Origin of the sequence: Methyloceanibacter sp. (assembly GCF_050999895.1) — a bacterium.
In the GTDB taxonomy this organism is placed as follows: Bacteria; Pseudomonadota; Alphaproteobacteria; order Rhizobiales; family Methyloligellaceae; genus Methyloceanibacter.
This window is the reverse complement of the sequence record NZ_JBPCOU010000089.1, coordinates 1-12,030: the sequence shown is the minus strand read 5'-3', so window position 1 is coordinate 12,030 and position 12,030 is coordinate 1. Positions and strand designations below refer to the sequence as shown.

Below are 12,030 nucleotides of genomic sequence, written 5' to 3'. Positions count from 1 at the left end.
AGCATCTGCACCAATGACTCTGCTGCCATTGTCCCTCTCCAATCTGCCTGAAGGTTAGGCCGTTGGGTTGCTTAGTGTTTTTGCCGTCTCCGGTGCAGCTTCCTCCGACTCAGTGATCATAACGCTGTTGCGGCGTAGCGAAGTTGCTAACCGGCCACAGGGCGAGACTTTTCCGCATCAATCCTCTCCTGGACCCACAAAGGGGATAGGCTTGATGGTGCCTGTGCTGACGGGATCGGCCGCTTGCGCCATCGGGATGCTCCCGCGCCGTGGCTGTGGCCGGCAGAAATGGCGGCCGTCCTTGGCGTTGCTCACGAGCAGATCGAGGTGGAAATGGTTGTAATGGTGGCGGTCGCCGCCGGGCCCAAGCACGGTGTAGAACTCGGCGCAGGCGCCTGAATAGATCTCCGCGAGGAAGGCTCGATCGCGCCGGCTGCCGCGCCACCAGCCTTTGACCACGCTGATCTCTTGCCCATTGGCGAGGCGGAAGCCGCCAATGTCGATGCCGTTGCCGAAGGCGTGCTCGGAGATCCGCCCGCGATTGTTGCCGTTGCGGCCGCGGCAGCTATAGGACGCGATTTGGCGGATTTCGATGACGGGCTGGCCGTAATAGCGGTAGGCGGCGGGCTGCACCGCGCCCTTGATCCAGCGCTCGAGCGCCGCCGTCATGGGGCAGCCGATAGTGGCGGGAGGCTTCAGTCCCACCGTGCCGCCGAGCGCGCCCGAGACCTTGAGCGGCCGCACCAGCCCGCACACGCCGGGGCCGTCGATCGTCTGCATCGGCTGCACATAGGCGGTGGCGCGTACGACGCCGGTCGCGAGGCACGCATTCTCGACCTGGGCGCGCCAAGGCGCACGCTGCCCGTCGTTGAAGGTGCCGCCGCCTCCGCAGCCCGCAAGATAAGCGAGCAGCGCGAAAAGGGCGGCAAAAGACGCAATACGTGCCCCCATGCCCTGTAAAATGCGGCCAAGGGTCTGAATAATCCTTCAATGCTAATGAAAGGTGTCGTGCCCCCCAAGACGCGGCTATCCGGCCGCAAAAAGAAGGGCCGCCCGGTCTGGGCAGCCCTTCCATTGTCGACCGCGGACCGCAAGGACCGCTCGTCTTAGCGTCGTAAGAGACGACGCCTAGATCTCACGAGAGGCGAGAATCCAGGTCAGCCGTGCCTGCGACCGCGGGCTATGACAATGAGACACTGGATCACCTCCTTTCGATTGTTGCGGGAAGCGCTGCATATAGGATGGGATTGTCGGGAATGAAAGGTTCGTCCGTGGCCGCCAAGGATACAGAGACTTGGGATGCCATCGTCATCGGCGGCGGCCCCGCGGGGCTGACCGCGGCCATCTATCTCGGTCGTTTCCGCCGTAAGGTCCTTGTCATCGATAGCGGGGAGAGCAGGGTCTGGCGTATCCCCAAGACCCATAACCACCCGGGCTTTCCCGGCGGCATCGAGGGGCCGGAGCTGCTCGAGCGGATCAGAGCGCAGGCAAAGGATTACGGCGCCGAGTTCCGCAAAGGCGAGGTGACGGACCTCGCGCGCGAGGAAGACGGCGGGTTCCGCGTCTCCTTCGACGGCGAGACGTTGCATGCGTCCTTCGTGCTGCTTGCAACCGGCGTCGTCGACAACGACCCGGAGCTGCCGGGCGTCGAGCGCGCCATCGATCGCGGGCTGCTCCGCATCTGTCCCATCTGCGACGCCTATGAGGTGATCGACAAGAAGATCGGCATCATCGGCGGCGGCAGCAAAGCCGCGGCCGAGGCGCTCTTCTTGCGCACCTATTCCGACGACGTGACCCTGATCCATAATCGCGACGAGGCATCGCTCACGCCAGAGGATCGCCGCAATCTGCAGGAGGCAAAGATCGAGCTCATCGAATCCTCAATCGGCCGCGTGGATATCGAGAATAACGCGATCGAGGCCTTCGATCTCGGCGGCACCGAGCATCGTTTCGATACCGTCTATTCGGCGCTCGGCTCGACCTCGCAAAGCAAGCTCGCGCGCGATCTCGGCGCGACCGCCAACGCGGAAGGCTGTCTCAACGTCACCGACCATCAGGAGACGAGCGTTGACGGACTCTACGCCGCCGGCGATCTCGTGCGCGGGCTGAACCAGATCAGCGTCGCGCAGGGCGAGGGCGCCATCGCCGCGACCGACATCCATAACCGCCTGCGCAAGGGACGTTAGGGCCCGCCACGAAGGCGCGAGCCCGTCACTCATTGCGGGAAATCGATCACTTCGAGATTGAGCGGCAGCTGGTTCTTATGCGCGCCGCCCAAGGCTTTTGGGTCGATATTCACCTTGCCGCCCTTGAACAGGGGATCCTCGTCGGTGATGCGCCCCGCGCCGGTGAAGGACGTAAACACGTAAGGCAGTCCGTTGCTGAGAAGCGGCGAAGGCCCGTCCATGACATGGAAATGCAGATGCGGCGTATCGGTGTTGCCGCTATTGCCGAGCAGCCCGATCACGTCCCCCGTTTTGACCTTATCGCCGGCCTTCACCTTCAAACTGCCCGGCTGCATATGGGCGTAGAACGTGAAGCGTCCGTCGCCGATATCGATCACGGTGTAGTTGCCGCCCGCCATCTGGATCGTCGCGTCGTCGGGCAGCTTGCCCGGGATCTGCTCTGGCAGATCGTCCTCGACGGCGACGACGGTGCCGTCGGCCGCGGCGTGAATCGCATCACCGAAATAGGCATAGCTTTCGACCTTGTCCGCAGGCCCCGTGGCGAGCATGCCTTTAGCGTTGAGCTGAACGAAGTCGATGGCGAAGCGCTCCGCCACCCGGATGCCGCCATTGATGGGAAGCGTGGCGCCGCGATGATAGGAATAGGGCGTGCAGCAGCCGCCGCCCACGACCCAGCCTTTGCCCTTCAGTGGCGGCGCGACCACGACCGCGGCTTCCCCTACAGGAAGCGCATCGCTCGTGAAAACGATGTCTTCGGCGGGTTCCGGTGCCGGATCGCGATCGCCGTCGGTTTTGGGCGCCGGCGACTTCTCGGCGGAAATCTCGATGCGGTGTTTCACCGCTTTGGGGATCGATGCGTCCCCGGGAAGCGTCACATCTATAAACAGAATACCGGAGCCGCCGGCCGGAAGGACGTTTCCCTTGGCGCCACCGTTCAGGCGCAGCATCTGCGTGAGCGCATCGCCTTCGAGTGTGTTGAGGACGCTGCCGCTCGCTTCATCGAGCGTCTCCACCTTTTCGATCGTCACCGTGCCGGACGCCATGCTCATCAGCACGAGCTCATAAGCGAGATGTGTTCGGTCGTCCGATCCGAGCACGGGACTGGGCGAGGCAATCGGCATCGTCACGAGCGGCGACACGACTTCGTCGGCGCTGATCGTTCCCGCTTTTAGCGGCGACGGCGAGGCGGAGAGGAGAAGAGCGATAGCTAGTGCCGCGCTGGTCGCCGAGAAGCATGTCGTGAAGAACCGAATAGGCATGCGTTGCGTCTCCCTTGCTGTGCCAAGCGCGCTGTATACGGATAGAATATCTCAAATTTAGGTCAGGCCGAGCGCCTTCCGCGCCTTGGCCGTGATCGATTGGCGCGTCGAGAAATAGCCCTCCCAGGGATCGCGCTCCTGGGCTTTGAGCCGTGCCGGCAGCGTTTCGACCGTGTAGGGCGCGCCGGTTTTGAGCGCCTTCAACTCGTCCCACCGCAGCGGGCAGGCGACCGGCGCGCCGGGCCGGGCGCGGGTCGAATAGTTGCAGATCGCCGTGCCGCCGCGCTGGTTGCGGAGATAGTCGACGAAGATTTTCCCGGTGCGGACCTTCTTGGCCATGTTCGCGGTGTAGCGGTCTGGCCGCACCTGAACGAGCGCGTCGGCAACGGCCTTGGTGAAGGCCTTGACCTCCCCCCAGCCGAGCTTCGGTGCTATCGGCGCCACGACATGCAGCCCCTTGCCGCCGGTCGCCTTGAGGAATGTCGTGAGACCGAGCTCGGCGAGGAAGTCGCGCACTTCGACGGTCGCATCCTTCAGGGTCGCGAAGTCCAGTGCTTCATCGGGGTCCAGATCGAAGACGATATGGTCGGGCTCGCTCACCTTCGGCAGCTTCACGCCCCAATCGTGAATCTCAAGCACGCCGATCTGCACGAGGCCGAACAGCCCGTCCGCGCCGTCGACATAGAGATATTTCTTTTTGCTCTCCCCGCCCGGGATCGGCACCTCCTTGATCGCCTTGCTCATGCCCTTCATCACGTGGCGCTGGAAGAAGCATTCCTTCGTGTGGCCCTCGGGGCAGCGCACGAGGCTGATCGGACGCTTGACGACGTAAGGCAGCATGTAGGGCGCGACCGTCTCGTAATACCGCGCGAGGTCGAGCTTGGTGAAATCGATCTCCGGATAAAGCACGCGGTCGGGATTGGTGAGCGTGATTCCGTCGAAGACGGGCTCGCTGTTGTCCTTCGCCTTTGACGCGCGTTTGTTAGCGGGTGCGGACGCTGCCATGTCGGCCTCCTGATTGACGGGCTTGTCGCGATGGACGTCGCGCGCAGGCTTGTCCTCACGCAGTCCCTGGAAGCTTGGATGGCGCAGCCGCCCGTCGCGTGTCCATTCCGCATAGTTGACAGCGCAGACAAGCTCGGGTTCGAGCCACACCGCGCCTTTGCGCTCCGCCGTGGGAACCGCCTCGAAGGGCGAGGTCTTGCGCTCCAGTGGCTTGAAGCGCTTGGCAAGAGCGGAGAGGTCGCGCTGATTGAAGCCGGTGCCGACCTTGCCCGCATAGATGAGCTTGCCGTCCTCGAAGGTTCCGAGCAGGAGCGAGGAGAATGCGCGGGTTTTGACATCGGAACGACTATACCCGCCGATCACCAATTCCTCGCCGCGCGTGCATTTGATCTTGAGCCAGCTCTTGCCGCGCCCGGATCGGTAGGGTGCGTCAGCGCGCTTGGATATGATGCCCTCAAGACCGGTCTGGCAGGCCTGATCGTAGAATGCCCGTCCCGACCCTTGCAGGGAATCGGAATAGACGAGCCAATCCGAGACGCGCTTCCCGGACATCAATTTTTGCAGCAGCCCCCGGCGCTCGCTGAGCGGCGCGTCGCGGAGATCCCTGCCATCGAGCGATAGCAGATCGAACGCAAAATAGCGGATGGAAGGATGCGCGCTGTCGATATGCTCTTGCAGCGATTTGAAGTCGGTGAGGCCGGACGGGAGCACGAACGCCGCTTCGCCGTCGATCAGCGCGCTCTCGCAGGGGAGCGTGAGAATGGCCTTGGCGATCGCGGGAAAGCGCGCGGTCCAGTCGAGCCCGCTGCGGCTGAACAGGGTGACGCTTTTCCCCTCTTTGCGCGCAGCGATGCGGTAGCCGTCATATTTGACTTCATGCAGCCAGTTCGGGCCTTCGGGGACGTGGGTATCGAGGCTCGCAAGCTGCGGCGCGACGAAGTCCGGCGCTAACGTGCCGCGGGTTTTCGCTTTCTTGCCGCGCCCGATATGCTTCCAGACGGCGGAGTTTTTTTTTGAGCGTTGGAGGACCAGACCGGCACGTCGCCCGTCTCGATTTCCTCCATGCTGAGGCCGCTCTTCACGCTCGTCATGTGCTGCTCAGTCGGCTCGCCGCCCTCCTCGGCATGCTCGTCGCGCTTCTTGATGAGGAGCCAGTTCTCGCGCTTGCCGCCGGTCTTGTCCTTCTTCATCCGCACGAGAACGTAATCGCCGTTCAGCCGGTTGCCATGCAGCGTGAATTTGAAGTCGCCCTTGGCGAGGCCTTCGTCGGGGTCCCCGATCGGCTCCCAGGTGCCGCGGTCCCAGATCATGACCGGGCCGCCGCCATACTCGCCTTTGGGAATAACCCCTTCAAAACCGCCATATTCCAGGGGATGGTCCTCGGTCCTGACCGCGAGGCGCTTCTGCGCCGGATCGAGGCTCGGGCCCTTGGTGACGGCCCAGCTTTTCAGGACGCCGTCATGCTCGAGCCGGAAATCGAAATGCGTGCGGCGCGCGGCGTGCTTTTGGATGACGAAGCTGTTGCCCTTTTTGCGCGCGGGGACGGCCTTCGGCTCCGGGGTCTTCGCGAAATCCCGCTTGGCCTTGTATTCGGCCAGCAGATCGTCGCTCTTCCCCCGCGCCATGGCCTAGGCCGACTTCCGCTTCGGGGCGCGAGAGGTCTTCTTCGCAGGCGCACGCGTGGCGGCGGCAGCCTTTTTGCGTGAGGCGGCTTTCCCGGATGCCGCGCCCTTGCCCGACGCACTCCCTTTGCCTTGCTGCACGCTCTTCTTGAGCGCGTCCATAATGTTGATGACCTTTGCCGTGGGCGCGCCCTCGGTCACGATCTCCGGCGCGCGATGCTCGATCTTGGCATTGATCAGCTCCCACACCGCGTCGGTGAACTCGTCCTTGAACATCTCCGGCTCGAATGCGCCCGCCTTGCGCTCGATGAGTTCGACGGCGAGCTCCAGCGCCTCCTTGTCGACCTTGACGTTCGGAATCTCCTCGAAGAACGGATCGGCGGCGCGGATCTCGTCGCCCTGGCGCAACACTTCGAGCAGGAGGCCGCGCCCGCAAGGCTTGATGGCGACGATATTGCTGCGGCCGCGGAGGATGAACTGGCCGACGCCGACCTTGCCGGTCTGCGACAGCGCCTTCTGCACGATGACATAGCCCTCATCCGCGAGGTCGCCGTCGGGCAGAAGGTAATAGGGCGTCTCGAAATAGCGGGCGTCGATCGCGCCCTCGTCGACGAAGCGCACGAGCTCGATCGTCTGCTTGCTCTCGAGCTTGAGGTCGTCAATCTCGCTCTGGTCGAGTAGGACATATTTGCCCTTCTCGTATTCGTAGCCTTTGGTGATGTCTTCGTTCTCGACCGGCCCAACGCCTGGAGCGACCTTTTGGTAGCGGATGCGGGTCCCCGAGGGCTCGTGGATCTGGTGGAAGGCAAGCTTCCGCTCCGAGGTGGTCGCGGCGAACAGCCTGACCGGGATGCTGACGAGCGAAAGACGTAAATGCCCAGTCCAATAGGCGCGGGGTGCCATACACGTTACTCCTGAAAAGACCGCTTCAGCCCTGGCCCGGGATCGGGCCCCGCAAGACCAAACGGTGCCCGATCCCAGCCGGTTCCGGTGGGAAATCGGGCAAATGCGCTCACTTCTCTACCTTATAACCATTTTCCTTAAGCATACGTTGGAGGGCGTCGGGAAAGGTGAGGACCGCGAGCTTTCCGGGGCATTCGCCCTGGTCATCCATGGGCTGGTCGCACTGTTCGAGACCCCAGTCGCTCGCTTTGTCGTAATGGGCAAGCATTAGCGTCCAAGCCTCCTTGCCCTCGCCCAGCAGGATTTTCTCGCCGACATAGCCGGCGAGAAAACCGTTCACGTCTTCGTCCGGCGCATTGCCGATCATGGATTTCAGCCAGGCTTCATGGGCCGGCTTGAAGCTCGGCTCTGTGCTGACATCCTTGACGGCGCCGGACTCAAGCGCCAAAATCTCCAATGGTGCCTCTGAGCACGCGTAACAGGAGAACGCGTAGAGAAACGCGTTGTCGCGGGTCTCGAATTCGTGGCGGCCATCAGCGTCGAGATCGACGGCGATCAGCGGACCGCCGTCGAATTGGCCCACATCCACCGTGCTCCAGACCGTGCCGTCCTTGCTGCTTGTCACCACGCTGGTATTCGAGCAGCAATGCGCGCCGCCGGTATAGAACGAGACCACGACCTCCGGGTGCGGGTTATCGGGATCGAGCTCCGCGATCTGCACGCTGACGGGCGGGTCCGGAAAGGCAACATCCTCGTCTCCCAGTTTCGCCACCTCCTTGCCGTCGACCGAGATGGTGACGATAGGGGTGAGGAGCGTTTCACCCTCGCTCGTTGTCTCGCGATAGCTGAGCGCCGCCTTGACCGCGCCTTGCGAAATCTCCCGGGGCTCCGGCACCGCGCCTTCGTTTTCCCAGCCGCCCGCTTCGATTTTCGGCGCGTCGCTAACGGCCGTAATGTCGGGAACGGTGAGATATTTGGCGTCGGCGGCTTTGACGGCAGCGGCCAGACCGTCTGCCGCGCCCGCGGGCCGGTGCTGAAGGGCAAGGCCCAGCACCAGGAGCGGCAGGACCGGCAAGATACGCAACGCTGCCATAGGGGCTTCCTCTGGACCTGACACCCTCACAATCAAAGGCGGGCGTCTCTAGTCTAAGCCGGTCATGGCCGCATTTCAGAGATTTTAAGCGTTTGCCGCCCAATTTAGGAGGGCTATTCGACCCTTGCATCCAAAGCCCTAGCGCCCACCTTGGGTATGGGTTTAAGCCGTGGCAGGCCATAGTGCGGTCCGGCAAGGCCATGTCATCGAGGTCAGGATGAACGATACCAGCCCGGCGCTACAGCCGACCGCGCCTGCCGCGGTCATCACGGGCGCGACCGAGGGTATCGGCCGCGCGCTGGCGGAGGAGTTTGCGCGAAACGGCCATACCCTCCTTCTCGTCGCGCGCAACGAGGAAGCCTTGGCGCGGACGGCGCGCCAGCTCGAGGCCGATCACTGCGTCCAGGTGAGAATGACCGCGCAAGATCTGAGCACGGTCGACGGCTGCGCCGGGATCGAGCAGGCGCTCGCTAGCTTCGGGCTTCACGCCGATATCCTCGTCAACAACGCCGCCGTCATGTATGCGGGCTTCTTTCAGGACAAGGAGCCAGACAATCTCCAGCGCGTCGCCGATCTCAACGTCCGCGCCGTGGTCGATCTCATGCGCAGGTTCCTGCCGGGAATGCTCGCGCGCGGGCGCGGCGGCATCCTAAACGTCGCCTCGGTCGAAGGCTTCATGCCGGTGCCCTATCAAGCAACCTACGCGGCCTCCAAGGCCTTCGTCATCTCGCTGAGCCGCGCTCTCTCCTATGAGACGATGTATACCGGCGTGCGCGTGAGCGTGCTGTGTCCTGGGCCCATCGACACGAATATGCATGCAAAAGCGGGCGGCGATAATTCATTCTATGTGCGCTTCTTGCCGGTGATGACGCCTAAGAAGATGGCACGCATCGGCTACCGCCGCTTCGTCCGGGGACGAAAGATCATCGTCGCAGGCTGGTTCAACCGCTTCAGCGTGATCGGCTCCCGCTTCACGCCGTATTTTATGCTGCTGCCCTTCATGGGCATGCTGTTCCGGGTGCGGGACGCGGACGGCAACGTGCAGATGCCGAAACAGCCGCGGGTGAGGGCCCCGAACACGCGGCTGCGCGCCCGCTGAGCTTCGGCACGCGTCAAATTTCGAGGGTTGGTGGAGCCGGACGGGATCGAACCGACGACCTCAGCAGTGCGATTGCTGCGCTCTCCCAACTGAGCTACGGCCCCTGAAGTCAAGGCATTTAGGGATCGGCCTTACGGCCTGTCAAGCGACCGCCGCGTGCCTGTCGCGCGAACGAGAGCCGGCAAGGCTTGCCCTGCGCGCCGTCCCTCCGCTAGATGATGCCGCTGCCCGTCAGGAGGAGTTGATGGTTCCTTTGATTGTATTTATCGCATACGTGATCGACCTCTATATCTGGGTGATCATTATCTCCGCGATCCTTAGCTGGCTAATCGCCTTCAATGTCGTCAACACGCAAAACCGCTTCGTCTACACCGTTGCCGACACGCTCTATCGCGTGACAGAGTCGGCGCTGCGGCCGATCCGCTCCATCCTCCCCAACCTCGGCGGCATCGACATCTCGCCGGTGATCCTCATCCTTTTCCTGCTCTTTATTAAGAACGTGGTCCTGCTCGGCTGGATCTTGCCGGCCTTTCAAGAGCCCGTTTACGTCAATCCTTGAGCGGAAGCGTTTCCACGCTCGTGCCGCGCCGAACCGCATCGGGCATCATCCTGCCGGTTCGCCTGACGCCGAAGGCGCAGAAGATCAGATCGCAGGCGTGGAAGAATTCGACGGCGCCCCCATGCTCGAGGTGCGCGTGCGGGCGCTGCCGGCGGAAGGCCGCGCCAATGCCGCGCTGACCAAACTCGTCGCGCGCTGGCTCGACGTGCCGCCCTCCACGGTGACAATCGCGCAAGGCGGCAAGTCGCGGTTGAAGCACGTCATGGTCGAAGGTGACGCCGGGGCGCTCGCAGAGACCCTCGCCGTTCGCCTCGCGGCGCTCGCGGAGTAGGTCTCTAGGGGCGCTGAGCGAGGCCCTGACTGATCTCCCCAACAATTGCGTCCGCAGCGGCGCGGGGATCGGCGGCCCGGGTGATGGGCCGGCCGACCACGAGATAATCGGCCCCCGCCACGATCGCCTCAGCAGGAATCATGGCGCGGGCCTGGTCCTGTGCGTCGCTTCCGCGCGGCCGTACGCCCGGTGTGACGATGAGAAAGTCGGCGCCCGCCGCCTCGCGGACGACTTTGGCTTCATGCCCCGAAGCGATCACGCCATCGAAACCCGCGCGCCGCGCGAGCATCGCCCGGTGCAACACGATTTCCGGGAGCGGATGGTCGATGCCCTGCTCGATGAGATCGGGCGCGGCCAAATTGGTGAGCACGGTCACGCCGAGCAGCTTCAAATTGCTGTCGCCGCGCCCGCGCACGGCCGCCGTCAGCGTTTTGGCGTCGAGGGCATGCACGGTGAGGAACCGTGCGCCGCTCCGCGCGGTGGCCGCCGTCGCGCGTTCGACCGTCGCTTCGATGTCGAGCAGCTTCGCATCGAGAAAGATGTCATGGCCCTGGTCGCCGAGCGCGCGCACGAGATTGAAGCCGCCGGCGAAAAGCAGCTCTAACCCGATTTTGAGGCCGCTGACGCTGTCGCCGAGCTTTGCCACGAGCGATGTCGCCTCGTCGACGCTCGGCACGTCGAGGGCCACGATGAGGCGGTCCTTGGCAGCGATCATGATGCGGCGAACTTTCGCGCGGCGATCGCCAGCGCCTCGATCGTGCCGGTGGCCAGCTTCTGTTGCGCCTCGTCCTTGAGGCTGCCGTCCTCCTCGAAGGCGTTCGCCGCGCGGGGAATTGCGATCTGCTGCGGAATGACGAGCGCCCCCGTGCCGACGGAAAGTATCTGCCGCAGCGTCAGCAAGCTGCGCATGCCGCCATAATAGCCGGGCGACGCCCCGCCGATGCCAAACACGCGGGATTGAAACACTTCGAGCCCGGTCTCGCCCTTGGCGCGCACACGCGTCACCCAGTCGATCGTGTTCTTGAGAAGCGGCGTCACCGAGGCGTTGTATTCGGGGCTTGCGATGAAGACGCCTTGATACTCGCCGAGCAGCGCCTTGAACTCGCGCGCCTCGCGCGGCGGGCCGTCGGCGGCTTCGAGGTCCGCATTATAGAGCGGCATCGGATAATCCTTGAGATCGACGAAGACGCCCTCGATTCCGTTCGCCTCGGCGATGTGATGGGCGAGCCGCGCGAGCTTCTTGTTGTAGGACCCTTCGCGGGTGCTGCCGGCAAAAAACAACAGACGCATCCTAGGCTTCCTTCGTCACTTGATGTTTCGCAGCAGGCTCCTTGGCCCGCCCGAAAACATGCCGGAGCGGCACCGTCGCCGCGGCCGCGATGGGGGTTGCAAGCGCAATGCCGAGAATGCCCAGCACCGAGCCGAGCACGAGCTGGCTCAAGATGACGACCGCCGGCGGCAGCGACACCGCCCGCGCCTGGATCAACGGCGTCAGCAGATAGCTCTCCACGAACTGCACGATGACATAGAGACCGATCGCATAGAGCGCGAGGTTGAGGCTTTCGCCGCCGGCAACGAGGATGATGGGAACCGCGCCGATAATGGGCCCGAGATAGGGGAGAAAACCCGCAAGTCCGGCGAAAAGAGCGAGCACGAAGGCGATGGGCACGCCGAGAATGAGAAGGCCGACATAGGTGATGCTGCCGATCACGGCCATGGCGAGGCCCTGTCCGATCAGCCAGCGCTGCAACACTTCGCCGGTCTCAAACAGCATCTCGTATGTCGAGTGCCGGCGCTCCTCCGGCGCTGCCCGCGCCGCGAGATTGACATAGGTGTCGGGATCGGCTGCGAGGTAGATGCCGAAAAAGAGCACGATCAGCGTGGCGGTAAAGACGCCGAGCACCGAGCCCGCAACCGCGGTGGCGCCGGTCGCGATGTTCCACGGGCTGAGCTGGCTCAAGAGTTCCATGAGG

The 12,030-nt window shown here is 63.6% G+C and carries 13 protein-coding genes and 1 tRNA gene; 4 read left to right on the top strand and 10 right to left on the bottom strand.

Translation table 11 applies throughout. The features are described 5' to 3' along the window. Positions 1-177 precede the first annotated feature (177 nt). Positions 178-951 (bottom strand): extensin-like domain-containing protein, encoded by a 774-nt coding sequence (locus ACR2J1_RS10195; protein ID WP_434019217.1) that lies wholly within the window; start codon positions 949-951, stop codon positions 178-180. Positions 952-1,271: 320 nt separating this feature from the next. Between ACR2J1_RS10195 and ACR2J1_RS10190 the strand changes: the two genes are divergently transcribed. Further along, a complete protein-coding gene (locus tag ACR2J1_RS10190; protein ID WP_434019216.1) occupies positions 1,272-2,186 on the top strand; it encodes an NAD(P)/FAD-dependent oxidoreductase in 915 nt (304 codons plus the stop codon). 29 nt (positions 2,187-2,215) lie between these two features. Here ACR2J1_RS10190 and ACR2J1_RS10185 read toward each other — a convergent pair whose 3' ends face one another. The 5 genes from ACR2J1_RS10185 to ACR2J1_RS10165 form a co-directional block, all read right to left on the bottom strand. Then, a complete protein-coding gene (locus ACR2J1_RS10185) occupies positions 2,216-3,445 on the bottom strand; it encodes a M23 family metallopeptidase (RefSeq protein WP_434019215.1) in 1,230 nt (409 codons plus the stop codon). Between the two features lie 57 nt (positions 3,446-3,502). Further along, on the bottom strand, positions 3,503-5,437 hold the full coding sequence (gene ligD / locus ACR2J1_RS10180; protein WP_434019218.1) for a DNA ligase D: 1,935 nt from the start codon (positions 5,435-5,437) through the stop codon (positions 3,503-3,505). After that, entirely contained in the window at positions 5,398-6,075 is a 678-nt protein-coding gene (locus ACR2J1_RS10175; protein WP_434019214.1) for a DNA polymerase ligase N-terminal domain-containing protein, read from the bottom strand. The genes ligD and ACR2J1_RS10175 overlap by 40 nt, the downstream gene beginning before the upstream one ends. Before the next feature lie 3 nt (positions 6,076-6,078). Further along, positions 6,079-6,975, bottom strand: a complete 897-nt coding sequence (locus tag ACR2J1_RS10170) for a Ku protein (protein ID WP_434019213.1) — start codon at positions 6,973-6,975, stop codon at positions 6,079-6,081. Positions 6,976-7,084: 109 nt separating this feature from the next. Then, on the bottom strand, positions 7,085-8,068 hold the full coding sequence (locus ACR2J1_RS10165; protein WP_434019212.1) for a hypothetical protein: 984 nt from the start codon (positions 8,066-8,068) through the stop codon (positions 7,085-7,087). 169 nt (positions 8,069-8,237) lie between these two features. Here ACR2J1_RS10165 and ACR2J1_RS10160 point away from each other — a divergent pair, with 169 nt between their 5' ends. Continuing rightward, positions 8,238-9,167, top strand: coding sequence for an SDR family NAD(P)-dependent oxidoreductase (locus tag ACR2J1_RS10160; RefSeq protein ID WP_434019211.1), 930 nt, complete (start codon positions 8,238-8,240; stop codon positions 9,165-9,167). A 28-nt stretch (positions 9,168-9,195) separates the two neighbouring features. On the opposite strand, the gene ACR2J1_RS10155 is transcribed toward ACR2J1_RS10160, so the two are convergent. Next, positions 9,196-9,271: transfer RNA gene (locus ACR2J1_RS10155), tRNA-Ala, on the bottom strand. Positions 9,272-9,411: 140 nt separating this feature from the next. On the opposite strand from ACR2J1_RS10155, the gene ACR2J1_RS10150 reads away from it, so the two are divergent. Both ACR2J1_RS10150 and ACR2J1_RS10145 read left to right on the top strand, forming a co-directional pair. Next, the gene (locus tag ACR2J1_RS10150; RefSeq protein ID WP_434019210.1) at positions 9,412-9,726 is read left to right on the top strand and encodes a YggT family protein; all 315 of its coding nucleotides are present in this window, start codon (positions 9,412-9,414) and stop codon (positions 9,724-9,726) included. 97 nt (positions 9,727-9,823) lie between these two features. Next, a complete protein-coding gene (locus tag ACR2J1_RS10145; RefSeq protein WP_434019209.1) occupies positions 9,824-10,057 on the top strand; it encodes a DUF167 domain-containing protein in 234 nt (77 codons plus the stop codon). 4 nt (positions 10,058-10,061) lie between these two features. Here ACR2J1_RS10145 and pyrF read toward each other — a convergent pair whose 3' ends face one another. From pyrF to ACR2J1_RS10130, 3 genes are all read right to left on the bottom strand, one after another. Further along, a complete protein-coding gene (gene pyrF, locus ACR2J1_RS10140; RefSeq protein ID WP_434019208.1) occupies positions 10,062-10,772 on the bottom strand; it encodes an orotidine-5'-phosphate decarboxylase in 711 nt (236 codons plus the stop codon). Then, entirely contained in the window at positions 10,769-11,347 is a 579-nt protein-coding gene (locus ACR2J1_RS10135; protein WP_434019207.1) for an NADPH-dependent FMN reductase, read from the bottom strand. Before ACR2J1_RS10135 ends, pyrF begins: the two co-directional genes overlap by 4 nt. Before the next feature lies 1 nt (position 11,348). Then, positions 11,349-12,030: AI-2E family transporter (locus ACR2J1_RS10130; RefSeq protein WP_434019206.1), on the bottom strand; the 682-nt coding region annotated here is incomplete at its 5' end.